At 68.5% G+C, this 24504-nt stretch carries 21 protein-coding genes and 5 pseudogenes; 15 read left to right on the forward strand and 11 right to left on the reverse strand.

Features of this window, described 5'->3' with window-relative positions; genetic code table 11:
- The first annotated feature begins 36 nt into the window (after nt 1-36).
- From ACGFNK_RS14565 to ACGFNK_RS14605, 9 genes and pseudogenes are all read left to right on the forward strand, one after another.
- Nucleotides 37-1041: a fumarylacetoacetate hydrolase family protein gene (locus ACGFNK_RS14565; RefSeq protein WP_393416265.1), complete on the forward strand. Its 1005-nt coding sequence runs from the start codon at nt 37-39 to the stop codon at nt 1039-1041.
- Entirely contained in the window at nt 1038-2009 is a 972-nt protein-coding gene (locus ACGFNK_RS14570) for a cyclase family protein (protein WP_165259188.1), read from the forward strand. Before ACGFNK_RS14565 ends, ACGFNK_RS14570 begins: the two co-directional genes overlap by 4 nt.
- Before the next feature lie 23 nt (nt 2010-2032).
- The gene (locus tag ACGFNK_RS14575; protein ID WP_393415756.1) at nt 2033-3118 is read left to right on the forward strand and encodes an amidohydrolase family protein; all 1086 of its coding nucleotides are present in this window, start codon (nt 2033-2035) and stop codon (nt 3116-3118) included.
- A 24-nt stretch (nt 3119-3142) separates the two neighbouring features.
- Nucleotides 3143-4081: a VOC family protein gene (locus ACGFNK_RS14580; protein WP_165259185.1), complete on the forward strand. Its 939-nt coding sequence runs from the start codon at nt 3143-3145 to the stop codon at nt 4079-4081.
- 104 nt (nt 4082-4185) lie between these two features.
- A complete protein-coding gene (locus tag ACGFNK_RS14585) occupies nt 4186-5157 on the forward strand; it encodes a fumarylacetoacetate hydrolase family protein (RefSeq protein ID WP_165259183.1) in 972 nt (323 codons plus the stop codon).
- Nucleotides 5154-5906, forward strand: a complete 753-nt coding sequence (locus tag ACGFNK_RS14590; protein ID WP_386347153.1) for an SDR family NAD(P)-dependent oxidoreductase — start codon at nt 5154-5156, stop codon at nt 5904-5906. Before ACGFNK_RS14585 ends, ACGFNK_RS14590 begins: the two co-directional genes overlap by 4 nt.
- A pseudogene (locus tag ACGFNK_RS14595) lies at nt 5903-6673 on the forward strand (SDR family NAD(P)-dependent oxidoreductase). The gene ACGFNK_RS14590 and the pseudogene ACGFNK_RS14595 overlap by 4 nt, the downstream one beginning before the upstream one ends.
- An 11-nt stretch (nt 6674-6684) precedes the next feature.
- Entirely contained in the window at nt 6685-7440 is a 756-nt protein-coding gene (locus tag ACGFNK_RS14600) for a CoA transferase subunit A (RefSeq protein ID WP_393415759.1), read from the forward strand.
- A complete protein-coding gene (locus tag ACGFNK_RS14605) occupies nt 7437-8111 on the forward strand; it encodes a CoA transferase subunit B (RefSeq protein WP_277611328.1) in 675 nt (224 codons plus the stop codon). The genes ACGFNK_RS14600 and ACGFNK_RS14605 overlap by 4 nt, the downstream gene beginning before the upstream one ends.
- Nucleotides 8112-8524: 413 nt before the next feature.
- Here the strand turns inward: ACGFNK_RS14605 and ACGFNK_RS14610 are convergent.
- Nucleotides 8525-9087 (reverse strand): annotated as a pseudogene (locus ACGFNK_RS14610) (ISKra4 family transposase); the annotation flags it as partial.
- An 80-nt stretch (nt 9088-9167) separates the two neighbouring features.
- Entirely contained in the window at nt 9168-9539 is a 372-nt protein-coding gene (locus tag ACGFNK_RS14615; protein WP_241266805.1) for a hypothetical protein, read from the reverse strand.
- A gap of 312 nt (nt 9540-9851) precedes the next feature.
- Between ACGFNK_RS14615 and ACGFNK_RS14620 the strand changes: the two genes are divergently transcribed.
- Nucleotides 9852-11939 (forward strand): HelD family protein, encoded by a 2088-nt coding sequence (locus tag ACGFNK_RS14620; RefSeq protein ID WP_393415762.1) that lies wholly within the window; start codon nt 9852-9854, stop codon nt 11937-11939.
- Between the two features lie 78 nt (nt 11940-12017).
- On the forward strand, nt 12018-12308 hold the full coding sequence (locus ACGFNK_RS14625; RefSeq protein WP_165259173.1) for a DUF4193 domain-containing protein: 291 nt from the start codon (nt 12018-12020) through the stop codon (nt 12306-12308).
- Nucleotides 12309-12623: 315 nt separating this feature from the next.
- Here ACGFNK_RS14625 and ACGFNK_RS14630 read toward each other — a convergent pair.
- Nucleotides 12624-12716, reverse strand: a pseudogene (locus ACGFNK_RS14630) (IS630 family transposase); the annotation flags it as partial.
- A 322-nt stretch (nt 12717-13038) separates the two neighbouring features.
- Here ACGFNK_RS14630 and ACGFNK_RS14635 point away from each other — a divergent pair.
- A complete protein-coding gene (locus ACGFNK_RS14635; RefSeq protein WP_165259171.1) occupies nt 13039-13371 on the forward strand; it encodes a transposase in 333 nt (110 codons plus the stop codon).
- The gene (locus ACGFNK_RS14640) at nt 13359-14279 is read left to right on the forward strand and encodes an IS3 family transposase (RefSeq protein WP_393415764.1); all 921 of its coding nucleotides are present in this window, start codon (nt 13359-13361) and stop codon (nt 14277-14279) included. The genes ACGFNK_RS14635 and ACGFNK_RS14640 overlap by 13 nt, the downstream gene beginning before the upstream one ends.
- Nucleotides 14280-14362: 83 nt before the next feature.
- On the opposite strand, the gene ACGFNK_RS14645 is transcribed toward ACGFNK_RS14640, so the two are convergent.
- From ACGFNK_RS14645 to ACGFNK_RS14660, 4 genes are all read right to left on the reverse strand, one after another.
- The gene (locus ACGFNK_RS14645; RefSeq protein WP_165259159.1) at nt 14363-15019 is read right to left on the reverse strand and encodes a DsbA family protein; all 657 of its coding nucleotides are present in this window, start codon (nt 15017-15019) and stop codon (nt 14363-14365) included.
- A gap of 183 nt (nt 15020-15202) precedes the next feature.
- A complete protein-coding gene (locus ACGFNK_RS14650) occupies nt 15203-16036 on the reverse strand; it encodes an alpha/beta fold hydrolase (RefSeq protein ID WP_053740676.1) in 834 nt (277 codons plus the stop codon).
- Nucleotides 16037-16242: 206 nt separating this feature from the next.
- Nucleotides 16243-17484, reverse strand: coding sequence for an SDR family oxidoreductase (locus ACGFNK_RS14655; RefSeq protein ID WP_393415767.1), 1242 nt, complete (start codon nt 17482-17484; stop codon nt 16243-16245).
- A 43-nt stretch (nt 17485-17527) separates the two neighbouring features.
- A complete protein-coding gene (locus ACGFNK_RS14660; RefSeq protein WP_393415769.1) occupies nt 17528-18169 on the reverse strand; it encodes a maleylpyruvate isomerase family mycothiol-dependent enzyme in 642 nt (213 codons plus the stop codon).
- 103 nt (nt 18170-18272) lie between these two features.
- Between ACGFNK_RS14660 and ACGFNK_RS14665 the strand changes: the two genes are divergently transcribed.
- Both ACGFNK_RS14665 and ACGFNK_RS14670 read left to right on the forward strand, forming a co-directional pair.
- Nucleotides 18273-18713 (forward strand): MarR family winged helix-turn-helix transcriptional regulator, encoded by a 441-nt coding sequence (locus ACGFNK_RS14665; RefSeq protein ID WP_393415771.1) that lies wholly within the window; start codon nt 18273-18275, stop codon nt 18711-18713.
- Nucleotides 18714-19202: 489 nt separating this feature from the next.
- A complete protein-coding gene (locus ACGFNK_RS14670) occupies nt 19203-20660 on the forward strand; it encodes an NF041680 family putative transposase (RefSeq protein ID WP_393416267.1) in 1458 nt (485 codons plus the stop codon).
- A 13-nt stretch (nt 20661-20673) separates the two neighbouring features.
- Here the strand turns inward: ACGFNK_RS14670 and ACGFNK_RS14675 are convergent, their stop codons facing one another.
- From ACGFNK_RS14675 to ACGFNK_RS14690, 4 genes and pseudogenes are all read right to left on the reverse strand, one after another.
- The gene (locus ACGFNK_RS14675; protein ID WP_393415773.1) at nt 20674-21441 is read right to left on the reverse strand and encodes an SDR family NAD(P)-dependent oxidoreductase; all 768 of its coding nucleotides are present in this window, start codon (nt 21439-21441) and stop codon (nt 20674-20676) included.
- A gap of 262 nt (nt 21442-21703) precedes the next feature.
- Nucleotides 21704-22482, reverse strand: a pseudogene (locus ACGFNK_RS14680) (fumarylacetoacetate hydrolase family protein); the annotation flags it as partial.
- Between the two features lie 23 nt (nt 22483-22505).
- Nucleotides 22506-23469 (reverse strand): annotated as a pseudogene (locus tag ACGFNK_RS14685) (cyclase family protein).
- 11 nt (nt 23470-23480) lie between these two features.
- The gene (locus tag ACGFNK_RS14690; RefSeq protein ID WP_393415775.1) at nt 23481-24500 is read right to left on the reverse strand and encodes a dihydrodipicolinate synthase family protein; all 1020 of its coding nucleotides are present in this window, start codon (nt 24498-24500) and stop codon (nt 23481-23483) included.
- Nucleotides 24501-24504: the final 4 nt, after the last annotated feature.

Below are 24504 nucleotides of genomic sequence, written 5' to 3' on the forward strand. Positions count from 1 at the left end.
TGAGGGCGACAGTGGTCCCACCGCAATCTGGAGGACATTCCCGTGAAACCCGCAGCTGCTCCCGCGTCCTTCTCCGGACCCTTCGCCCTTGGCGTTCTCTCGGCCTCTGACCAGGCGCCTTTCCCCGGTCTCGTGATCCCCGGGGGGCGCGTGCTGGATCTTCGCACGGCCCTCGGGGAGCCGGCCCTGACGGCCCGGGCGATCTTCGACCGCTGGGACGAGATGCTCCCTCGCCTGCACGAACTCGCGGCCGACGAGACGGCCGACTGGCTACCGTCGGAGCGCCTGCGGGTGCACGCGCCGGTCGAGCCCCGCCAGGTCTTCCAGTCCGGCGCCAACTACCGGCAGCACGTGATCGACCTGGAGGTCGCCCACCGCTCGCCCGACGACCCGCGCACCGTGGAGGAGGCGCGCGCGGAGGTCGCCGCGGTCATGGACCGCCGGGCCGCCGAGGACCTGCCGTACGTGTTCATCGGCCTGCCGAGCGCGATCACCGGCCCCTTCGACGATGTCGTACTCCCGGACTGGGCCGAACAGCCCGACTGGGAGCTCGAGTTGGCGGCCGTCATCGCCAAGCCCGCCTACCGGGTGACGGTCGAGGAGGCCCTGGAGTACGTCGCCGGGTACACAATCGCCAACGACCTCACCGACCGCGCCACCGTCTTCCGCCGGGACATGAAGGCCATCGGCACCGACTGGCTGCGCAGCAAGAACGCCTCCGGCTTCACCCCGCTGGGCCCGTGGATCGTGCCCGCCGAGTCAATCGCCGACCCGGGCGACCTGCGGGTCACACTGAAGCTCAACGGCGAGACCATGCAGGACGAGTCCACCAAGGACATGCTCTTCGGCATCGCCCGGCTGGTGTCCTACATCTCCCAGACCTCCCGGCTGCTGCCCGGCGACCTGGTGCTGACCGGTAGCCCGGCCGGCAACGGCATGCACTGGGGACGGCTGTTGCGCGACGGCGACGTCATGGAGGGCTCCATCACGGGTCTGGGCGCGCAGCGCACCCGCTGTGTCGCCGACAGGACCGCGTCGTGACGGCCCCGCTCGACCCCACGGACGCCGAGGGCGCGATCAACGAGGCCGCCAAGCGGTATTCCAACTGGGGGCGTTGGGGCGAGGACGACGTGCTCGGCACGCTGAACTTCCTCGACGAAGCCAAGCGACGCGAGGGTGCGGCACTGGTCCGCCGGGGCGTGAGTTTCTCGTTGTCGCAGCCGTTCGACATGGACGGCCCGCAGAAGGGCTGGCGCCGCCGCACCAACCCCGTCCACACCATGCTGGCCACGGGAACGGACGCGGCCCTCGGCAACCAGGGCATGCCGCACGGCTTCGGCGGCGCCGACGACGTGATCGCGATGCCGCTGCAGTGCTCCACCCAGTGGGACGGGCTCGGGCACATCTTCGACCATGGCAAGGCATGGAACGGTCGGGCGGCGGAGAAGGTCGTCACCTCCGACGGCGACCTCGTCACCGGCATCGAGCACATGGCCCCGTACGTCGCCGGGCGCGGAGTCCTCCTCGATGTCGGCCGGGTGATCGGCGGTGAACGCGGAGAGCTGCCGGACGGTTTCGCGATCACCGAGGAACACCTGACCGCGACGGCCGAGGCGCACGGCGTGGCCGTCGGCCGCGGGGACATCGTCGTCGTCCGGACCGGGCAGCTGGCGCGCGCCCGCCGCGAGGGCTGGGGCGACTATGCGGGCGGCGACTCTCCCGGCCTGTCCTTCACCACCGCCGGCTGGCTGCACACGAGCGAGATCGCCGCCATCGCCACCGACACCTGGGGCTTCGAGGTACGGCCGAACGAGTTCGACCGCGCCTTCCAGCCGCTGCACCAGGTCGTCATCCCCCACATGGGCCTGCTGATCGGCGAGATATGGGACCCCGACGCCCTCGCGGACGACTGCGCCTCCGACGGCGTGTACGAGTTCTGGCTCACCGCCGCGCCCCTGCCCATCACCGGAGCCGTCGGCTCCCCCGTCAACCCGGTCGCCGTCAAGTAATCCGCCCAACAAAGGAGTTGGCGATGGAAGGCCAGAGAGCACTGGTCATCGGAGGAGGCACCCAGCCCCCGGCTACCGCCGGGAGCCGCCCCTCGTCGAGCACGGACGCGCACACTTCCCCGACGGTCGACGTCCACGCGCACGTCCTGATCCCCGAGGTCGATGCCCTGGTGGCCGGCCTGCCGGGCCTGGCACAGGCCAAGGCCCTCGATGCCCGTCGCAACGGGCCCGCGGCCCTCGCCGTCACCGGCCCCATGGTCGCCGAACGCATCCCGAGGCTGACGGACGTCGCCGTACGACTGGCCGCGATGGACGCGCAGGGCGTGGACGTCCAGCTGGTCAGCCCGTCGCCCTCGCACTACCACTACTGGGCGGACGAGGAGACGGCGGAGAAGGTGTACCGCCTGGCCAACGAGGCGACGGCCGCCCACTGCGCCCAGGTGCCCGGCCGGCTGCACGGTCTGGGCCTCGTCCCCCTGCAGCACCCGGAATCGGCGGTGCGCGCGCTCGAACTCGCCGTGAGTATGGGCCTGTTGGGTGTCGAAATCTCCTCGCACGCGCCTGGCCGGGAGCTGTCGGACCCCGCCTACGAACCCTTCTGGACCCGGGCCGAGGAAACGGGAGCGATCCTCTTCCTGCACCCCTTCGGCTGCACGCTCGACGAACGCCTCGACCAGTGGTACCTGTCCAACACCGTCGGCCAGCCCACCGAAAACGCCGTCGCGCTCTCGCACCTGATCTTCTCCGGGGTGCTGGACCGGCATCCGGAGCTGAAGGTCATCGCCGCGCACGGGGGCGGCTATCTGCCCACCCACATCGGCCGCTCCGACCACGCCTGGTCGGCCCGTTCCGACGCGGGCGCGGGCTGCGCCCACCTGCCCAGCAGCTACCTCAAGCGCCTGTACTTCGACTCGCTGGTCCACGACCCGCAGGTACTGCGGGCACTGATCGGCGCGGCCGGCCCGGACCGTGTGCTGCTCGGCTCCGACTTCCCCTTCGATATGGGTACCGAGGACCCCGTCGGCGCACTGCGCGCCGCCCGCCTGCCCGACGACGACTTCCACGCCGTGCGCGGCGGCAACGCCGCAACGCTGCTGCGCCTCACCTGACCCCCCGCAGGAGGAAAACCCATCATGAGCGCACGCCTGCTCACCCATCTCCGGCACGTCGACCTCGCCGTGCCCGACTACGACAAGCAACTCGACTTCTACGCCGACGTCTGGGGCCTGACCAAGGTCGCCGAGGACTCCGGCATCTCCTTCCTCGCCGCCGAAGGCAGCCCCGAGCAGTACGTGGTACGGCTGCGCAAGGCCGAGGAGAAGCGCCTCGACCTCGTCTCGTACGGCGCCGCGAGCGCGGCGGACGTGGACACCCTCGCCGAGCAACTCCTCGCCGGAGGAGTGCAGTTGATCTCCCAGCCGGGCAAGGTCGACACCCCCGGAGGCGGGTACGGCTTCCGGTTCTTCGACGTCGACGGACGCACCATCGAGGTCTCCGCGGACGTCAACGTCCGGCAGCACCGCAAGATCGAGGAGAAGGAGGCCATCCCGGTCAAGCTGTCGCACGTCGTCCTCAACTCCCCGGATCTGAACCGCACTCGGGAGTGGTACGAGCGTCACCTCGGATTCCGGCTCTCCGACACGCTGATGCATCCGAAGATGGGCGAGGCGATGCACTTCATGCGCATCAGCAACCAGCACCACTCCATGGCCATCGCCCAAGGGCCGCACACCGCCCTGCACCACGTCTCCTTCGAGATGCGCGGCATCGACGAGTACATGCGCGGCTCCGGCCGCGTGATCCGCGCCGGCTTCCAGAAGGTCTGGGGGCCCGGCCGGCACCTGGCGGGCGACAACACCTTCACCTACTTCCTCGACCCGCACGGCAACACCGTCGAATACACGACGGAACTGGAGCTGCTGGACGAGGACACCTGGCACCCCCACGTCTATGACTTCTCCCAGCCCGGGGTCGCCGACCAGTGGGGCACGGCGAACCCGATGAACGAGCTGATCGCCAAGGAGTCGTTCAACGACGTCGACCGCGGCTGCTTCGTCGCCCCGCCGGTCTGACGCCTCGAACCGCGGGGACGCGGTGGCCCTGTCACCGCCCTGACGCCCTTGCCGCGTCCCCGCTTCCCACCGCTGTCGAAGACCGCCAGAGCCTGGAGCCGTGCATGCGTTTCGCCACCTATGAACACCGACACCAGCGCAGGGTCGCCGTCGTGGAGGAGGACGGCACCCTCCACCCGGTTCCCGGGGCGCGCTCGCTCACGGAGCTGATCAGCGGCGGCGACGGACTCGACGCACTCCTGCGCGCCGGCGCCGCCACGCTCGACGTCCCGCCGGGCCCTCACGTGTCCGAGGTGCGGCTGCTGCCACCGCTTCAGCCGCCCACCGTGCGGGACTTCGTCACCTTCGAGGAGCACGTCGAAGGGGTACGGCGGTCCATGGACGGCGTCGGCGGGGCGCCCGAAGCCTGGTACGACGCCCCGACGTTCTACTTCACCAACCCGTACGCCGTCATCGGCGCCCACGACGACGTCCCGGTGCCGCCGGGCAGCGAAGTCCTCGACTTCGAGCTGGAGGTCGCCGCCGTCATCGGCCGCGAAGGGCGGGACCTGACGCCGGAACAGGCACGGGACCACATCATCGGCTACACGGTCTTCAACGACTGGTCGGCCCGCGACCTGCAGTCCCGCGAGATGCAGGTCCGCCTCGGCCCGTGCAAGGGCAAGGACACGGCCACCACCCTCGGCCCGTACCTGGTCACCGCCGACGAACTGGAGCCGTACCGGGACACCGACGGCTTTCTGCGCCTGGCGCTGACCGCGTCGGTGAACGGCGAGGTCATCGGCAAGGACCTGCTGTCCAACATGAGCTGGACCTTCGAGGAGATGGTCGCCTACGCCTCGCGTGGCACCGTCGTCCGCCCCGGCGACGTGCTCGGCTCCGGCACCTGCGGCAACGGCGGCTGCCTCGCCGAGCTGTGGGGCGTCCGGGGCGAGCAGTCCCCGCCCCCGCTGAAGCCGGGCGACACCGTCACCCTCACCGTGGAGGGCATCGGGACCGTCTCCAACACCGTGGTCGCGGGGAGGAATCCGGAGCCCCTGCCGACCGCCCGCCGCCGCACCCGGGAACGGCCGTGAACGACCTGCACCCCAAGAGACTCCTCGGCAAGGTCGTCGTCGTCACCGGCGCCGCGCGCGGCCAGGGCGCCGCCGAGGCCGAGGCCCTGACCCGCGAGGGCGCCCGCGTCATCGCCACCGACGTCACCGAGGCCCCCGGCTGCCGCCAACTCGACGTCACCGACGAGGAGCACTGGGCGGAGCTGGCCGCCGAACTGCGGGAGTCGTATGGCCGGGTGCACGGTCTGGTCAACAACGCGGGCATCACCTGGCGTGCCCGCCTCGGCGAAGTGACCCCCGACGACTTCGCCCGCGTCCACACCGTCAACGTCACCGGCCCGCTCCTTGCCATCCAGCACCTGACGCCGCTGATGCCGCCCGGCTCGTCCATCGTCAACGTCGGCTCCACCGCCGCGCTCACCGGCCACTACCCGGTCGCCTACACGACCAGCAAATGGGCACTGCGCGGCCTGTCGAAGACCGCGGCCACGGAGCTGGGCCCGCGCGGCATCCGCGTCAACACGATCCACCCCGGCTTCATCGAGACCGAGATGACCGCCTCCGCCGCCCCCGCCTTCCGCGAGGCGAACATCCGCGAGACCCCGCTCGGCCGCACCGGCACGGTGGACGAGGTCGCCCCGCTCGTGGTCTTCCTCCTGTCCGACGAGTCCTCCTTCATCACCGGCGCCGAGATCCCGGTCGACGGCGGACTCACCGCGCACGGCGGCGTGAAGTCCATCGCCGACGCGTTGCGCCCGGAGGCGTCATGAGACGCCTCGAAGGCAAGGTGGCCCTGATCTCCGGCACCGCCCGTGGCCAGGGCCGGGCGGCGGCGCTGCGCTTCGCGGCCGAGGGCGCGATCGTCGTCGGCGGAGACCTGCTGCACGAGGCGGCGCTGGAGACCCAGCGGCTCGTGGGGGAGGCGGGCGGCACGGCCCTGACTCCAGGCCCGCTGGACGTCACGGACGAGGCGTCCGTCCGCGCGTGGGTGCAGGAGGCTGTGGACGCCTTCGGCGGGATCGACATCCTCTACGCCAACGCCGGCGCCGTCCGTTTCGGAGCCGTGGACACCCAGCCGTACGAGGACTTCACCTTCACCCTGCGCGCGGAGCTGGACTGAGTATGGCTGGCCGCGCACGGCGCCTGGCCGCACCTGGTGCGCAGCCGCGGCTGCGTCCTCACCGTCGGCTCGACGGCCGGACTGACCGGCTCGCTGACCAACCAGCGCTCGGCGCACTCCGCCTCCAAGGGCGCCGTGATCGCCCTGACCCGCCAACTCGCCGCCGAAGGCGCCCCGCACGGCATCCGGGCCAACTGCGTCAGCCCCGGGATGGTCGACACCGAGGGCTCGCGCGGTGACCTGCTCGCCGCCGATCACCCCATGTGCACCATCGCCCGCCACATCCCCCTCGGCCGCGTCGGCCTCCCCGACGAGGTCGTGGGCGCCGCCGTCTTCCTCGCCTCCGACGAGGCCTCGTACATCACCGGCGCCAACCTCGTCGTCGACGGCGGCTGGTCATCCGTACTCCCCGGCTGAAAGGTCGCTCAGTGAACAAGGTCAGCACGAACGCCGCCGAGGCGGTCGCCGACATTCCCGACGGCGCGTCACTGGCCGTCGGCGGCTTCGGCCTCAGCGGCATCCCCGAAGTGGTGATCCGGGCCCTGCACGAACAGGGCGCCACCGGCCTGCAGGTCGTGTCGAACAACTGCGGCGTGGACGGCCGCGGGCTGGGCGTGCTGCTCGCCGCTGGCCGGATCGCCCGCGTGACGGGCAGTTACGTGGGCGAGAACAAGGAGTTCGCCCGCCAGTACCTGTCGGGCGAGCTGGAGGTGGAACTGGTGCCGCAGGGCACACTGGCCGAACGGCTGCGCGCCGGCGGCGCGGGCATCCCCGCGTTCTACACCCCGGCCGGTGTGGGCACCCAGGTCGCCAACGGCGGTCTGCCGTGGAGGTACGCGGCGGACGGCTCGGTCGCCGTGGCCTCCCCGCCCAAGGAGACACGCGACTTCCACGGCCGACCGCACGTCCTGGAGCACGCCATCACCACCGACTTCGCCCTCGTCCGGGCCTGGCGGGGGGACCGGCACGGCAACCTGGTCTTCCGCCGCGCCGCGGCCAACTTCAACCCGCTCGCGGCGATGGCCGGCCGGATCACGATCGCCGAGGTCGAAGAGCTCGTGGAACCGGGCGAGCTGAGCCCCGACGCCGTCCACCTCCCCGGCGTCTTCGTCCAGCGGATCGTGGAGCTCACCCCCGCTCAGGCCGCCGACAAGCAGATCGAGAAGAGGACGGTACGAGCATGAGCCCGACGATGGACACGCCCCGGGGCTGGACCCGCGACCAGATGGCCGCCCGCGCCGCCGCCGAACTCACCGACGGCTCCTACGTCAACCTGGGCATCGGCCTGCCCACCCTCATCCCCGGCCACCTCCCGCCCGGCGTGCAGGTGGTGCTGCACTCCGAGAACGGCATCCTGGGCACCGGCCGCTATCCGACCGCCGACGAGGTCGACCCGGATCTCATCAACGCGGGCAAGGAAACGGTCACCGTCGTGCCCGGCGCGTCCTTCTTCGACTCGGCCCTGTCCTTCGGCATGATCCGCGGCGGTCACATCGGCACCGCGGTGCTGGGCGCCATGCAGGTGTCCGAACGCGGTGACCTGGCCAACTGGATGATCCCCGGAAAGATGGTCAAGGGCATGGGCGGAGCGATGGACCTGGTACACGGCGCCCGCCGCGTCATCGTCCTGATGGAGCACACCGCCAACGACGGCAGCCCGAAGATCCTGACCGAGTGCACCCTGCCGCTCACCGGCGAACGGTGCGTCCACCGCGTCATCACCGACCTCGGCGTCCTCGACATCACACCCGACGGCCTTGCCGTCGTCGAGACCGCACCCGGCATCACCCTCGACGAGATCACCGCGAAGACGGCCGCGCCCCTGCGGACCGACTCCGTCACCGCTGCCTGCTGAACGCGGTCGTCCACGACCCCGCTCGCAGGTTCGGGCAGCGGCCCGTCACCACTGCCCGAACGCGGCCGACCCGGTAGGTCTCGGGCATGCCCGCAATCGCGGTCCGCTTCCGCCCGAACCGCTTGAGCGGAACCGGCACCGATCGGTTTGGCTGCGGCTTTCCTCACGCCGGATGAGATCTTCGGGGCACCGTTGACTGCTGACTACACCATGCGACAGTTGCAGCGTGTTCCCGTGGAGGTAGTTCTGCGCTTCTGTGCCATGGTCCTCAACGCCCTGACCGTTCCCGGGGCTTCTGCCGCCGCAGTCGATCAGGGGTTTGTCGACCTGGTGTTCAGCGAGCCGGTCCGTAGCAGTGTTCTCAACCCGCTCAATTGGCGACGGGTGCGGCTCTTTGAAGTGAAGGTCGTGGATCAGGCGGTCGGTGTGTGTCCGGCCTGGTCGGGGCTGGGGTAGAGCCGCTGGTGTTCGCGCTGGGTGTGGAAGGTCCAGTAGGCGTCGAGGTCGTTGTTGGCGGTGAGGGCGCGGAGGCGGAGGACGGCTTCGGCTCCTTCGAGTCTCCAGCGGGCGCCGGTGATGTCGAGGCGGTCGCCGATGAGGTGGCGGCAGGTGCCTTCGATGGCGCCGGTGGCGATGGGCCAGCCGGCTTCGAGTGCGGTGTCGTTGTGGAGCTGGTCGAGGTGGCCGGTGAGGTAGCGGTGGCATGCGGTGACGGCCTGGCGGCGTGAGCCGGGCAGGCGTTCACGGTCGGCCTGGGTCAGCATCTCGTCGGCGGCGCGGAGGGCTTGGCCTGCGAGGATCGTGGTGAGATGGTCGGCGGCCCATGTCTCGGCCTCGCGGTTGCCGGGGTGTGGAAGGCGTGTGCGGCGGCCCAGACGTACTCCGCGACGTGGACGAAGTCGAGCAGGATGTGGACGGTGATGTTGCGGCGTTCGGCTTCGGCGTGGATGAGGCCGAGCTGGTGGTGGGCGCCGTTAAACTCCGCTGCTCGACGACCCGGACCACGAGCCTTGTCCAAGCCGTCCTGGTCCTCCAGCTCGCTGCCACGTGCTGAGATCAACCCGCAGCATTTACCAGGTCCGTCAATTCGGCCTCGGTCGTCCCAGCCCGCAGACAAACGTCGAAGGTGTAACCCTCATCGCAGAACACCAGGTCAAGGTCCATGGGTGCCAGCCTGCGGAAGACGATCGCCAGCCAGATCGCGTCTTCCTCCCAGACGTCCATGTACAGGCAGGTCCCGTCTTCGTGCAGATATGCCTCCCCTGGACCGTTCCCCGTCTCAAATTGCCATACGAGGCTGCGCGCTTCACTGCGGTGCACCGAGTGGATCTCGACCTCAGACCACCGGTCACGGATCGCGTCTGTCAGCGCGTCCCGATCGATGCGCCATCCGCCGGCCTCACCCTCGACCACCGCCAAGAAAGTCATAGCCAGGGTCTACCAGATGCCCGTGACACAGCGCCGATCGGCTGTCGCCTGAGGTTGGAATGGGCTCAGTAAATAAAGATCCAGGTATACATCCATGAGACCCTTCAAAACCGAAGACAGGATCACCGCGACTCCTACGCGATGCAGACAAAATCACTCTTGACAAAAACACGCACGCGTGAGCACTGAGACGGAGGCCAAAGCGGCTCAGCATTACCTCTGGTGACGGTGACTACTTTCTCGAATAGGTCAAGATTTACTTTCCCTGGGCTCTAGTCGATAGTGGGCACCCGAATCGAGAGGAGCCCTCCGTTGTCACTGTCCAACGACTCCGCTGCGCGTCAGGTCGAGTGGGAACGGGCGCGAGTTTCCACGCTGTACGAGCTGCTCACAGAGCGGATCTCCGAGGCACGGACACGTCTGGCGGAAGTACTCAGGACCCCGGCCGAGAGTGCGAGCGAGACATACGAGCGCGGGATCGCCGCCGACCGCCTGACGCAGGAGATCGGACGGCTCGAAGGGGCCGAAAACGGACTGGCCTTCGGCCGCATCGACTGGGCGGACGGCACCACACTGCACATAGGCCGGATCGGCCTGCAGACAGAGGACGACGACCTGCCCCTGCTCGTCGACTGGCGTGCGCACGCGGCGCGGCCCTTCTATGAGGCCACGCCCGTTCACCCGATGAACCTGCGGCGACGCCGGCACCTGCGCCTGGACGGGCGCGCGGTGGTCTCGGTGAGCGACGAGCTGCTGGACGGTTCCGCCCCGACCACCGAGGACGTCGTGGGCGACGGCCCGTTGACCGAGGCCCTTTCGGCACGGCGTACGGGCCGAATGCGCGCGGCCGTCGCAACGTTGCAGACCGAGCAGGACAAGATCGTCCGCTCCGCGCACCGCGGCGTGACGGTGGTGCAGGGCGGGCCCGGGACGGGCAAGACGGTGGTCGCGCTGCACCGGGCGGCGTATGTCCTGTACGCGTTCCCGCGCGCTGCGAAGGAAGGCGTCCTGGTGGTCGGGCCCAACGCGCGGTTCCTCGACTACATCTCCCAGGTCCTGCCCTCGCTCGGCGAGAACGACGTCGTGCTGGCGACATGCCAGGAACTGGCCGGAGTGGTCCCCACCGCGGTGGAGTCGTTCGACACCGCGCGCCTCAAGGGCAGTTCCGCTCTCGCTGACGCACTTGCCGACCTGCTGCGCACCCGTCAAAGTCCGCGCGGCGACCTCACCTTGCGTGTCGGGCAGGACGTGGTTCACCTTACGGAAGCCACAGTCCGCACCGCACGCGACGCCGCTGTGGCGACCGGGCTGGGACACAATCCAGCGCGCCAGGTGTTCAAGGAGCTTCTGGTCGACGCCCTCACCGAGACGCTGGAACGCAATACGGCTGACCTCTTGGAGCAGATCGACAACGAGGTGGCCCAGCTGACGGGCCGGAACCTCGACCGATTCACGGCGGCGGACCTGGCCCACCCCAGCCCCGACGATGCAGCCGCCTCGGGATCGGCCGCCCTTTTCGACGCGGACGTCGTCCGGGCCGAGCTCCTCGACGACCCCCACGTCGACCAGGCCGTGGAAGCGCTGTGGCCGCACTTGACACCCGGTGGCCTCGTGCGGGCTCTCCTGACAGACCTCGGCACTCTCGCCGAGTACCTTCCCTGGCTGACACCGGACGAGCGGTCGCGTCTGCTGCGTGCCCCGGACGCGCCGTGGACCGATGCCGATGTAGCGCTGCTGGACGAGGCGGCCAGCTTGGTCGACGGCCCGCCGGAGCGCGTGTACGGGCACGTTGTCGTCGACGAGGCACAGGAGTTGACCGCCATGCAGTGGCGGATGATCGTCCGCCGCTGCCCGGCAAAAGCCATGACGCTGGTGGGCGACTTCGCCCAGGCGGGCCCGGTCACGACGGCGCATGACTGGAAGGAGGCGTTGAGTCCGCATGTCGGCCCGCAGTTCCAGCTGCACAGTCTGACGGTCAGTTACCGCACCACGCAGGAGATTCTCGCGAGTACCCGAGAACTGCTCGCCCGGATCGCTCCGGACCAGGAGCCGACACGGTCACTGCGCACTGGCGAGACTCCCCGCACCGTGACCACACCTGCTGAGAAGCTGGTCGCCACCGTCGTCCAGGAACTTCGCGACCAGAGCTCCGCGTACCCGGGCGAGTTCCTCGGGGTCATCTGCGCAGAGGCGAGGGTGGACGACCTGACAGCCTCTGACATCGCACAGCACGCACGCATCGTTCCAGCATCCGAAGTGCGCGGGCTGGAGTTCGACGGAGTCGTCGTCATCAGCCCCGAAGAGATCACCACGGCGCGCCCCGGCGGGGAGAGGGACCTGTACGTAGCCCTGACCCGGGCGACCAAGCGGCTCTGCACGATCACCGTCCAGCCCGCCTGACACACTCCGTCCGCTTCCCACCGCTCAGACAGCGCAGACATACGCGAGCACGGCAAACACCAAGACAAAGAAGGCAAGATGGCGAAGGACTTCGACACCCCACGCAACGACGGCATCATCGACAACCTTGAGGAGCTCAACACCCGAAGCACCAGCAAATCCACTCTTGCCATCGACATGGACGAGTCCGAGGCCGCCGAGGGCCTCGAACTGCCCGGTGCCGATCTTTCGGGCGAGGAGCTGACAATCCAGGTGCTTCCGCAGCTGGACAACGAATTCATCTGTACGGTCTGCTTCCTCGTGCGCCACCGCAGCCAACTGGCCGATGCGAGCAGCGGCCCTCCCGTCTGCCGCGACTGTGACGTCTGACCGTGCGCGCGTGATGTCGTCCTTGGGAGGTCAGTCGCGGCGAGGTAGCTGTCGATGGGGTCGGACCGGTATGGGATCTTCTGAAGTCTGCGACACAGAACCGGCGCTGCCGCTTGGTCCACGTGTCCTTCACTCAGCCGGTCACTGTGTCCTCATCGGGGGCGTTGCGGGCACCTCCACCGAAAAGTAGGTCCTCGCGGCCGGCCGGCGCGTACCCCAAAGCACGCGAACCCCCACGTCAGACCGCGCGTGACCGGGTGCAAGTTGCCACCAGTTCCCGGTCTGAGACCTTCAGGATTCGGCTTTAGAAGCTTAGGTGACGTGAGTGTTCAGACGGTCCCAGACCAACAGGATCGGCGCCTTGACGAGTTGGTGGACGCCGTCGACGAGTGCGATGAAGTCCCGCTGGAGGGCGGGTTCGATCCCGAGGGACGTCAGATCATCGCCAACGTCGCCGCCGACGTGGAGGCGGGCCGGCCCGCCCCGGGAGCGTCGTCTCCTACACCGCTCTGGGCTGGACCCCGTACGCGCTGGCGGCCAAGGAGCGCGGGGTCCTCGAACGCCGTCCCATGTTCACCGCGATCGAACCGGGGGAGTGCGCGAGGAGGACGGCTCCTTCACGCCGGTCGACGTGATCCTGTGGGCGGCCACGGGTTTCAAGGCCGCACTCTCGCACCTTGAGGTTCCCCTCCTACTGTGGAGACCGTGACCGGAGGGATAGTTGGGGGTCATGGCATCCAGGAAGCGCATCTACGACGCTGAGTTCCGCGAGGGAGCGGTACGGATCGTGACGGAGACCGGGAAGCCGATTCCGGAGGTGGCTGAGGATCTGGGCATCCACTCGGGGACGTTGCACAGCTGGGTGTCGCGGGCGCGGCGCAACGGGTCGCCGTCGCGGGACCAGCCGGTGGCCGAGCCGTCGCCCGGCGGTCGTCTGCGGGAGAGTGAGCGGGCGGAGCTGGAGCGGCTGCGGGCCGAGGCTCGGGAGAAGGACAAGCGCATCCGCGAGCTGGAGATGGAGCGTGATGTGTGCAAGCGATTCGTGGCCTTGTGGGTGAAGTAGCTGAGGCGGACCCGGCCGTTGCGGTCGGGGTGATCAGCAGCTGCAAGGCCGAGCAGAAGATTCCGTACCGCACCGCCTGCCGGGCGCTGGGGGTGTCCGAGTCGTGGTTCTACAAGTGGCGGGATCGTCCGCCGACAGCGCGTGAGGCGCGCTGGCAGCAGCTGGCAGAGGAGATCGAGGAGGTCTTCCACGGCTCGGGCGGCACTTACGGCTCGCCGAAGGTGTTCATCGAGCTGGCGCGCAGAGGCTGGCGAGTGTCGGTGAACACGGTCGCGAAGGTCATGGCCGAGCTTGGGCTGGCCGGACGGAAGGTGCGCCGCCGCCGGTCGCTGACCAGGCCGGGCAAGCGGCCTGCCGCCCCGGACTTCGTGCGCCGGGACTTCACCGCCGAGGAGCCCGATCTCGTCTGGGCGGGCGATCTCACCGAGATCGAAACTGGCGAGGGCAAGCTGTACTTGGCGACGGTCATCGACCTGTTCTCCCGCCGCCTGCTCGGCTACGCGATGGCCGAGCGTCACGACGCCGACCTGGTCGTCGCCTCGCTGAACATGGCCGCGGCCACCCGCGGCAGCGACGTGCGCAGCGTGATCATGCACACGGACAGGGGTAGCGAGTACTGCTCGCGGCGGTTCAGGCGGGCCTGTCGCAAGCTCGGCGTGGTCCAGTCCATGGGCAGAGTCGGATCTTGCTTCGACAACGCCGTGAGCGAGGCGTTCAACAGCGTCCTCAAAGTCGAGTACGTCCACCGGCACACCTTCCGCACCTGCACCGAGGCACGCATCAAGATCGCCACCTGGATCACCGACTTCTACAACGCCAGGCGGCTACACAGCGTGTGCGGGTTCAAGAGCCCGATCGACTACGAACGTGACTACCGAGCCACCCTCGCCGAGGGACTGGCCGCATAGATCGTCTCCACGCTGCGATGGGATTGACACAACCCCTTCGACCCTCCCGTGAAGATGCCCAAGCCCGATTGAGCCCCGCTCCCTCACAGGTTGCTGAAGTCCGGACCCGCCGTGCGGGTGCGCTTGATCTCGTAGAAGCCCGGGACGGAGGCGACCAGCAGGGTGCCGTCCCAGAGTTTGGCGGCCTCCTCGCCCTTGGGGGTCGGCGTGACGACGGGGCCGAAGAAGGCGAGCTGTTCGCCGTCGGCGCCGGGCACGGCGATGACGGGGGTGCCGACGTCCTGGCCCACCTTGTCGATGCCTTCCTTGTGGGAGGCGCGCAGCTCCGCGTCGAACTCGAAGTCCTCCTGGTCCGCGTACTCGATCAGGTCCGCGGGGAGGCCGGCGTCTTCGAGGGCGGCCGCTATCACCTCGCGGGTCGGGCCCTCGCCCTGGTTGTGGAATCGGGTACCCATGGCCGTGTAGAGCGGGCCGAGCACCTCGGCGCCGTGCTTCTGCCAGGCGGCGGTCACCACCCGGACCGGGGCCCAGGCCTTGGTGGACAGCAGCTCCCGGTACTCCTCGGGCAGCTCGTCCAGCTTCGGCTCGTTCAGGACGGCGAGGCTCATGATGTGCCAGCGGACCTCGATGTCCCGGACCTTCTCCACCTCCAGGACCCAACGCGAGGTCATCCAACTCCAGGGGCACAGGGGGTCGAACCAGAAGTCGACGGGGGTCTTGACTGAGGCCTGCTCGGACATGGCTCTCCTCGAAAAAGGGCAAAAGGGGCGGCAACGGTCGCTGCCTGAGTGCTGTCGCCGGACCGCCCGGCGTCGCCGGCCTGCTGGGACGTGGCCGCCTGGTCGAGCAGGTAGGCGGTGAGGGTGGTGACGACCTTGCCGACTGTGGGAGGTTGCGGCTCAAGCCGCTCACCGTGCGGGGAGTCAGCCGAAGAACTTTTCCAGTTCGGCTGCCAGGGCCTCCGGCTGCTCCTCCGCGACGAAGTGGCCGCTGTCCTCGATGCCGCTGTAGCGGATGTCGTTGGCCTTGTCTTCCATCATGGGCCGCATGAAGTCGCCGCCGATGGCCAAGACGGGCATCTCCAGCGGGGGATACGAGTCGTTGTCGGCCACATCCTGGTGGAAGGTGTGGAATACGCCGAAGCCCGCGGTCAGTGCCTCGGGTGTGTCGTAGGCCCGGGCGTAGATGGCCCGGCTCTCCTCGCTGATCCGCTCGGGGTGGCGCGCGAGGTGTTCGGCCGACCAGTCGATCACGTGCCGAAACCGCCCCGCGAGAAGCTTGGCGGGCAGTCCCTCGATCTGGCTCAACGGGTATGTCCACAGGTTCAGATCACCGGGCCCGGGGAACGGCTTGGCGAAGTGCTGGAATGCCTGCGAGAAGGGGGCGCCTTCCCACAGGGCGAGCTTCTTGGTGGCCTGCGGATAGTTGGCGGCGAAGCTGTAGGCGACCATCGCACCGATGTCAGCACCGGCAATGTTCACCTGCTCGTGGCCCAGGCCGCGGACGAGTTCGTAGATGTCCTTCGCCATGGTCTTCTTGTCGTAGCCGCCCTCGGGCTTGTCCGACTCTCCCTGGCCGCGGTAGTCCACGGCGATGACGCGGAAGTGTTCGGCCAACGGGGTCATGATCTTGTGGAGGCCGTGCCAGGTGCGCGGAAACCCGTCCATGAGGACCAGCGGCTCGCCTTCGCCGCCGATGACGTAGTGGAGCCGGGTGCCGTTCACGTCGGCATAACGGTCTTCGAATCCTTCAAGCATGTGTGGCTCCTATTCGGGCTGATCATTTCTGCGGTGGGGGCTCCCGCGTGCGGGACGGCGCATACGGGAGGAGGTACGACCAAGTTGACGATGCATCAACTATTGATGTGGTCAACGCCCCCCTCCCGCCTGTTCAAGGCGTGGCGCACTGGAGGCAGGGCCTGGTCAGGTTCGTTTGTTGGTGGCGTGGCCGGTCGAGGGCTGTGTCATTGACCGGTGCGTGATGCCTGAAGTCCGGTGCGGACTGGAGGACTTCGCGGCGATGTGTTCGAGCCGTTCGCTCGGGCGGATCGGCGCCGGCGGGGCGGGGGTGCATCTGCGGTGCCTACTGCTGGACGGGCAGTGGAAACAGGTGGAGCACCCGCTCGCGGTGTCGCTGACCAGAGGAAGCCGCAGGCGACGTCACGCAGTTGCTGCCGTTGCTGGGCAAGGTCCCGGCGGTGGCCGGCGCCGTGGGCCGCCTTGATGCCGCCACCGATGAGCACCACCCCGAACGACTGCCCGTCGAACAGTCGGCGCAGCTCGGCCTCGGCCTCGTCGGGGTCCAGGCTGACATAGCCCGCCTCGCCGTCGATGCCTGTGGCCTGGAGCGCAGCCCAGCTGCGCTTCCTCATGGCGAGCAGATCCTCGAGCGTCTCAACCCCCGGCGGGAAATCGTCCGGCGAAAGCGCGTCAGACCAGGGCATGAAGTAGCCGGTGAGGGCGTCGGCCAGCTTGCGTTCGGCCGCTTCCTGGTCGGTGGCGCGGACCAGGCAGACGACGTGGGCGTCGCTGCGGCGCAGCAGGTCGAACAGGAGGTGGGCGCCGAGGAATCCGGTGGCGCCAGTGAGGAGGATGCGGCGGGGTTCCACGGGGTCGGGGGCGGCGACGAAGGGGAGGGCGTCGGCGCGGGCGAGGTCACCGAGGATGAGAGGGAGGCTGGCGTCGGGGGTGGCGAGCGCACCCTCTACGACGCCTTTCCGACGAAGGCGGCGCTGTTCGGGCACACCCTCGGGGTTGCGACCGTGGGCGACGAGGAGCCGGTCGCCGTACCGGACCGGCCGGAGATGCGGGCTGCCCGTGAGGAAACCGACCCCCGCGCGGCGATCGCCGACGCCGTCGCGTATGCCACCGATCTGCTGGAGCGCGCCGGAGACCTGATCATGGTCAGCGTCGAGGCGGCGGGCGCGGACCCGGACATGCGCGCAGCCGCCGACGCGGGCTCGCAGGCCACCCACGAGGTCTACCTGGCGCTCACCACGGCCCTTCACCAGCAGGGCGCCCTGCGCCCGGGCCTCGACGCGAACACCGCTGCCGACATCTTCTACGCCCTGGGCTCCCCTCATATGCACCAACTGCTGCGCCGTTACCGCCGCTGGCCGGCCAAGAGCTACCGCGCCTGGCTGGAACGCGTACTGACCAGCGAACTCCTGGGCTGACACCCGCTCCCCCACCGTCGCGACGATCATTGCCGTCGAAGACTCTCCATGGCTCTGCTCCACCGCATGCCCTTCAGCGGTCGGCCAGAGCGCGGGCACGAAGGACGGCGGCTCCCGGTCCTGTGAGCCGGGACAGGGCGGCGTGGCGGCCGGAAACAAGGAGCAGCAGGTCGGCGATCGGGCCGTTGATCTCGGCGCCTTCCCCGCTCGACCACGGGACATCGGTGGCCACGAGGCGGAAGCCGCGCAGCCGCTTGCGGGCGCGGAATGGGAAGCCCATCCTCCAGGTGTGCTCGGCGGAGTAACGGGCGGCCTCCAGCGGCATCGGGCGATCGATGCCGAGCGGGATGGCGATGTCCTGACCGTGGACGAGGACATCCATCATGACGACGGCGAGTTTCTGGCCCGGCGCCAGGCGCCGGGATCCGGATGCCGCCTGGAGTGCGGCCACGAGCTCGACCGGGGGACGTGCCGCTTCCCGCCGGGCGGTGTTGTCGACCATGCGGTTGAAGCTGCCGCGCGCGCGGACGGCCTCGATCAGGATCGGCACCAGCCGGGCTCGCGGTCCGCTGCTCAGATGGGCTGCCACTTCGCGCACGGTCCACCCCTCGCAGAGCGACGGGCAGGTCCACTGCTCTTCGGTCAGTGAGGCGAGCAGATCGGCCAGACCGGCCCGTTCGTCATCGATGACCTGCCACATCGCCGCCTTCTCCATGCCCACTCTCCCAGCGTTTTTGGTACGATGACCTGACCAGTTAAGTCAGCCTCACTGACTAAACTAATAAGAACCTCTGACCATCGTCAAGTCAAGGAGTGGCGTGGCCGAAGACCTCAACATCGGGCTCCTGCTCTTCATCCCCTACCGGGCCTTGGAGAATCGAGTCTTCGCCGCCGTGGCCGCAGCGAGCCACAACGACATCACACCGGCACAGGCGAAGCTCCTGCAGCGCGTCAACGACAACGGCTCCAGGCTCAGCGAGCTCGCGGAAGCCGCCCAGGTGACTAAGCAGACCGCCGGCTACCTCGTCGACCAGCTCCAAAACGCCGGATACGTGGAACGCACCCCCGATCCCACCGACGCCCGCGCCCGCCTGGTGCGCCTGACGGATCGCGCACGCTCCCTGCGCCCCATCGGCGACGGGGCCATCGCCGAGATCGAGGCGGAGTGGACCGCCCACCTCGGCAAGCGCCGCATGGACCAGCTCTGCGACACCCTCGCCCGGCTTCGCGAGATCACCGACCCCTATATGGAACGCTGAGCCCCCACCGCCGGCCGGAACCGGGGCCGAAGATTGTCGCTGGCCGGCTCTGCCCGGCGCGGATGCTGCGGTCCTCTCGCTGCGTCAGCTCATCGACGCCCTCGCCGCCGACTCATAGCATCTCTCAGCTTCAGGCAGAGCCCCGTCTCGACTGTCCGAAGTCCGGGGGGAACGGCGTATCGGCAGCAGGTAATTCCAGTGAGGGCCCCATGCCAAGGCGACAGCCGGCGGCACTGGCACTGCCGCGAGACCCGTATGAAAGCCGAGAACCTCCGCGGTCCTTCCTCGAGCGCCTTCGAGAGCCTCCTGCGGTACCTGGAATGGGCCACGGACGCGGCACGCATGCTGCGCTCTCAGCTTGTTCTTTTTCTTCCGGCCTCGAACGGTGTCCCGAACGAGGTCACTCACCTGGGGATTCGCCGGACACGAGGGCGGCCTTCGTCTGATCCTGTGCTCCGTCACGAGGAGAACCAGTCGAAGGCCGTTGTCATGAGTGTGGTGTGCCCGGATGTCCGGCGGGAAGCGTTCGCGGAAGCGTCACGCTTCCGAGCAGAGTTCTACGAGTGTCTAACCGCCCGGCGTGACGAAATGTTCGAACTGGCCGACGCGCTGTTGTGCGCCGACGGGCCGGTCACCTCGCCGGTGGACCTGACGATGGTGCCCGAGCACCGGCGTGGGCACGGCACGTTGTACGGAGCTCTCAACCGGGGCCGGATCGACGTCGAGAGGCTGCGGACCTTGCTCGCCGGGCTGCCGTTGCCACGGTTCGAGGGCGGGCGCCTGGTGCTGGCGGTCGACGTGTCGCCGTGGCTGCGCTCGGACGCGCCGTGCTCGGCAGACCGGCTGTTCTGCCACGTCTACGGCCGAGCGAAGTCCGCCTCCCAGTTCATCCCGGGTTGGCCGTACTCCTTCGTCGCCGTCCTCGAACCGGGAGCCACCTCGTGGACGTCGATCCTGGACGTGGTCCGGCTCGGACCCGAAGACGATGCGACCGCCATCACCGCCACCCAACTCCGCGCCGTGACCGAGCGGCTCATCTCAGCCGGCCAGTGGGTGCCCGGCGACCCGGACATCACGATCGTCATGGACGCGGGTTACGACGTCACCCGCCTGGCCTGGGTCCTGCGGGATCTTCCTGTCGAGTTGGTCGGGCGGATCCGCAGTGACCGGGTGATGCGGCTGCCGAAGCCCTCGCTCAAGGAGTACGCCCTGGCCTATCCCCAGGGCGGGCGGCCGCCGAAGCACGGCAAGGAGTTCCGCTTCGCCAAACCCGAGACCTGGCCCGAGGCGGCGATCACCACCATCACCGACACCACCAACTACGGCAAGGCCGAAGCCCAAGCGTGGGACCGGGTCCACCCGAGGCTGACCCACCGCTCGGCCTGGCTGGAGCACGACGGTGAACTCCCCATCGTCGAGGGCACCTTGGTCCGGTTGAAGGTTGAGCACCTCTCCAAGGAACGGGAAGCGCCGCCGGTTTGGCTGTGGTCCTCCAAGACCGGCGCCACTCCGGCAGACGTGGATCTGTGGTGGCAGGTGTTCCTCAGGAGATTCGATCTTGAGCACACCTTCAGGTTCGGAAAGCAGATTCTCGGCTGGACCACCCGGAAGGTCCGTACTCCGGAGGCCGCGGACCGGTGGACCTGGCTCGTGGTCGTCGCCCACACCCAACTCCGCCTCGCCCGGCCGCTGGCCGCCGACCTCCGTCGGCCCTGGGAGAAGCCGACCAAGCCTGAACGCCTCACCCCGGCCCGGGTCCGCCGAGGGTTCAGGAACATCCGAGCCCACCTGCTCTGTCCGGCCCGTGTTCCCCAACCTCGCGGCGCTGGTCCCGGACGACCGCCCGGGACGAAGAACCGCCATCCCGCACCCCGCTACGACGTTGGTAAAACCGTCAAACGCCCCGAGACCCTCAAGGCCATCGGCAGACCTGGCCGATCTTGGTAGATAAAGAACAAGCCTAGTGCATCCGGATACCACCGTCGACGTTGAACGCCGCGCCGGTGATGTGCCTGGCCCGGTCGGAGGCGATGAACGCGATCATCTCCGCGATGTCGCGGGGAGTCTGGTACTCGCGCTGGGGAACGAGGTTGCGGAAGTGCTCCTTGGCTTCCTCCAGTGTCATGCCTTCCCGCTTTGCCCAGTCGTCGAAGTCGTGCATTCCGGTCTCGAGCAAGCCCGGGTACACGGAGTTCACCGTGATGCCGCGCGACGCGTATTCCGCCGCCAGAGCATGGGTGATCCCGATGATCGCCGCCTTGGACGCGGTGTAGGGAAGAATGAAGGGCGTTCCCATCTGACCCACGATCGAGGAGAGGTTGATGATCCGCCCGCTGCCTTGCTCGATCATCCCGGGCAGGAACGCTCTAGTGGTCACGAAGGTCCCGCGCGCGTTGGTGTCCATCACGCGGTCCCACTCCTCGTCAGAGATGTCGGTCACCGCAAGCGTGGGCGAGTTGACCCCGGCGTTGTTGACGAGGATGTCCACCCGACCGAACACGTCCTTGGCGCGCGCAGCGAGAGCGACCCCGGAGTCGCTATCGCGAACGTCGTGCTCCACGCCGATCGCTTCGCCCTCGAGCGCAGCCGCAACCTGCGCGGCCTCCGAGCCGCGCAGATCAGCCACCACGACCCTGGCGCCCTGCTCTGAGAGGCAAGCAGAGGTTGCTCGGCCAATGGCGCCGGCGCCACCCGTCACCACCGCCACGCGTCCATCGAGGTCCGGCATCATGCGCTCCCTTCGATGGAACCGACTGACGATCGGCCAATGTCGAACGGGCGAGCGATCGCGAGGTCGGGCGGACAGCCCCCGTTCCGTTGCGTTGCCGCGGACCACATCGAACGTTGCACTACGAACCTCCCGGTATCGACTCGAGATGTGACCTGCCAATGGACACTAGTCTCACGTGTTACATCCTGCTAATAATGATTGGTGATCTCTGTGTATTGACGAGGACAATGCCTCGTCGCCGAGTGGCTCGTCGTACGAGGCCGTTGCCGCAGGTCCCGGAGCCGAGGACGTCACCCACGTTCACCCAGGTGCCGCGGGATGCGTACGAGATGAGCTCCTCGAACGTCCAGCTCATGTTGCTCAACAGGTCCTGGCCGACCTCGGTGCCGTTGACCGACACCCGCATGTCCAGCTGCAGGAAGCCCTCGTCGTCGCGGTAGGCGTCCAGCTCGTCGGCGGTCACCAGCCACGGTCCCAGGGTGGTGGCGAAGTCCTCCTTTGACGGGCCCGAGGCCCACCTTCATCTCGCGGCCTTGCAGACCCCGCGCGGACCAGTCGTTGAGAACGGTGTGGCCGAACACGTGGTCCCGTGCTTCGTCAGGGGTGAGTGAGGCGCCGTCTGCCGATGACGGTGGCCACTTCGAGTTCGAAGTCCAGCACGTGTGATCCCGGCGGGACCGGGACGTCGTCGTGCGCGCCGATCAACGCATAGGGGTTGGTGAAGTAGAAGGCCCGGGCCTCGTACCATTCCGGTACGACCACGCTGCCTCCGACCGACTGCACGACATCCTCGACGTGCTCCTCGAATGCCGCGAAGTCCCGCACGGTCGGCGGTTCCGGCGGCGGCAGCAGCCGTACGGAATCGATCGGTGTCGGGGCGGAGTCGTCGAGGGCGGCGGCACCGGCCTCAAGGGCGGCCGGCAGTCCGGCCCGTACGAGGTCCAGGACCGTCGTCGTACCGGGGAGGGCGTGCAGCCCGTGCTCGCCGACGACCCCGGCGAAGGAACGGCCGGCGCTTTCCCAGGTAGCGAAGCGCATGGTGTGCGTCCCTTCCGGGGGCTCTACTTGATGGCGATGGGGTTGACCGGGGCTCCGACGGCACCGGTGACGGGGAGGGGGGGCGGCGGTGAGGAAGAAGTCGTAGATGCCGTCGGCGGCGCAGTCGGCCGCGAGGGCGTCGAGATCCCATATCTCGCCGATGAAGAGGCCCATGTGCGGGATGGCCACTTGGTGCAGGGGCTGGAAGGCCCGATCGAATTCGTTGGGCCGGACCTCGAAGCCCCAGGTGTCGGTGGCGATACCGGCGATCTCGCGGGTGTGCAGCCAGTCGGCGGTGGTGAACGAGAGGCCGGGTGCCGGCCCGCCCGCGTAGTCGCCCCAGCCGTCGCGACGCGTCCGCGCCATCTGTCCCGTACGGACCAGCAGCAGATCACCCCGGCCTACTCGGGAGGAATCGCCCTGTGCGGCGATCGTGGCCTCGAGGTGCTCGGCGGTGATGGCGAAGCCGTCCGGCAGTTCGCCGTCGGTGCCGATCGCTCGGCCGACGTCGAGCAGCACTCCTCGGCCTGCTATCCGGTCGGCCACGGTCTCGATACCCGTGAGCTGATCGCCGTCGCTGGTCACCACCGCGGAGGCGCGTCGTCCGTTGTAGGCCATGCCGTGGTCGAAGATGTGTCCAAGGCCGTCCCACTGCGTCGACGCCTGCAACGGCATGAACACCACGTCGTCGGCACCGCCGATGCCGTGCGGGAACTCCCGCGGACCGAACTCGGCGTCCAGGCCCGAGGAGAGCATGGTGTGCACGGGATTGGTCCTGCGGCGCCAGCCTTTCTGCGGACCGTTCGTGTCGAAGCGCTGGGCGAGCGAGAAGGAGACCCCGCGTCGGATCAGGGCTGCGCCTTCCCGCCGTTTGCCCTCGTCGAGGAAGTTGAGGGTGCCCAGTACGTCGTCCTGTCCCCAACGCCCCCAGTTGGAGCAGCGCTTGGCGGCATCGGCAATGGCGCCGGCGGGGTTGGCACGGTCCAGTTAGTCCGGGGTCACGCCGGGTTCCTTCCGATGAAGAACTCACGGAACGGGTCCATGCTGGGTTCGAGGCCGGCGTCGAGGAGTCCCTTGCGCAGGGCGTGCATCTGGGCGTCGTGGATGCGCTGGGTGGGCTGGCGCAGCGGTCCGCCGTTGTAGCCCTGCAGCCACCCCTGGAACTTCCATGCCTGCCGGTTGATGAAGGCACCGCCGTTCAGCACCTGAGCAAGGCCGCCCTTGATCTTGCGGGCCGGATGCAGCTGCCAGTAGATGTCGGTGGCGTCGTCGTACTTGCCCTCGCGCAGCAGCTGCATGACGCGCGGGATCATGGGCCCGTAGTATTCGTGGTCGCTCGTGGCGGACAGCTGGATCGGCATGACCTGTGCCAGCGGGATGAGCTCGCTCTCGATGGGCACCGAGATGACGACCTCGTCGCCGAAGAGCCGGTGGCACTCGATAGCGCTCTGAATGCTGGGGAAGCCGCCCTCGGCCTTGATGACCGCGATGTTGGGGCAGTCGTCGATGAGGCGGCGGATGAGCCGCGTCGGGATGTCCGAGGGGTGCACCCGGGGACTGAACCCCCACAGGAACATCGGGAACAGCATGACCGCGAGGTTCGTGGCGTCGCAGACGGCCTTGGTGTAGTCGTAGATCTCCTGTTCCGACTCCGGGTAGAAGTTCGGCGGGTAGGACAGGAGCACCAGGTCGGCACCGGCCTCTTCGGCGCCGCGCACCGCCTCGATGTTCCGCTCCAGGGTGCTCCAACTGCCGTGGTGGACCACGACGAAGTCGTCGCCCGCCTCATCACGGACGATACGCAGGAAGTCGAGGTACTCGGGCAGGGTGATGCTGACCTCGGAGACGCCGAGGGTGCCGAGGAATCCGTGCTGCTGGGCGAGCCTGATGTCGTGCCTGATGCCCTGCTCGTTGATGCCGCGAAGGTCGGCGGTGAACGACGGGATCGTGCAGTTGACGGCTCCGACGAGCTTTTCGCGGGCCCAGTCCCGGGCCTCGGTGCGGGTGTATGCGGGCATGGTC

Source organism: Streptomyces sp. NPDC048825, from assembly GCF_043198355.1.
Lineage (GTDB): Bacteria > Actinomycetota > Actinomycetes > Streptomycetales > Streptomycetaceae > Streptomyces > Streptomyces xiangluensis.

What these genes read in the sequence shown, in the direction of transcription:
- ACGFNK_RS14575 (WP_393415756.1), top strand. Translation starts at nt 2,033, where the DNA reads ATGGAAGGCCAGAGAGCACTGGTCATCGGAGGAGGCACCCAGCCCCCG.
- ACGFNK_RS14580 (WP_165259185.1), top strand. Translation starts at nt 3,143, where the DNA reads ATGAGCGCACGCCTGCTCACCCATCTCCGGCACGTCGACCTCGCCGTG.
- ACGFNK_RS14585 (WP_165259183.1), top strand. Translation starts at nt 4,186, where the DNA reads ATGCGTTTCGCCACCTATGAACACCGACACCAGCGCAGGGTCGCCGTC.
- ACGFNK_RS14605 (WP_277611328.1), top strand. Translation starts at nt 7,437, where the DNA reads ATGAGCCCGACGATGGACACGCCCCGGGGCTGGACCCGCGACCAGATG.
- ACGFNK_RS14615 (WP_241266805.1), bottom strand. Translation starts at nt 9,539, where the DNA reads ATGACTTTCTTGGCGGTGGTCGAGGGTGAGGCCGGCGGATGGCGCATC.
- ACGFNK_RS14625 (WP_165259173.1), top strand. Translation starts at nt 12,018, where the DNA reads ATGGCGAAGGACTTCGACACCCCACGCAACGACGGCATCATCGACAAC.
- ACGFNK_RS14635 (WP_165259171.1), top strand. Translation starts at nt 13,039, where the DNA reads ATGGCATCCAGGAAGCGCATCTACGACGCTGAGTTCCGCGAGGGAGCG.
- ACGFNK_RS14645 (WP_165259159.1), bottom strand. Translation starts at nt 15,019, where the DNA reads ATGTCCGAGCAGGCCTCAGTCAAGACCCCCGTCGACTTCTGGTTCGAC.
- ACGFNK_RS14650 (WP_053740676.1), bottom strand. Translation starts at nt 16,036, where the DNA reads ATGCTTGAAGGATTCGAAGACCGTTATGCCGACGTGAACGGCACCCGG.
- ACGFNK_RS14655 (WP_393415767.1), bottom strand. Translation starts at nt 17,484, where the DNA reads ATGATCGTCGCGACGGTGGGGGAGCGGGTGTCAGCCCAGGAGTTCGCT.
- ACGFNK_RS14660 (WP_393415769.1), bottom strand. Translation starts at nt 18,169, where the DNA reads ATGGAGAAGGCGGCGATGTGGCAGGTCATCGATGACGAACGGGCCGGT.
- ACGFNK_RS14670 (WP_393416267.1), top strand. Translation starts at nt 19,203, where the DNA reads ATGAGTGTGGTGTGCCCGGATGTCCGGCGGGAAGCGTTCGCGGAAGCG.
- ACGFNK_RS14675 (WP_393415773.1), bottom strand. Translation starts at nt 21,441, where the DNA reads ATGCCGGACCTCGATGGACGCGTGGCGGTGGTGACGGGTGGCGCCGGC.
- ACGFNK_RS14690 (WP_393415775.1), bottom strand. Translation starts at nt 24,500, where the DNA reads ATGCCCGCATACACCCGCACCGAGGCCCGGGACTGGGCCCGCGAAAAG.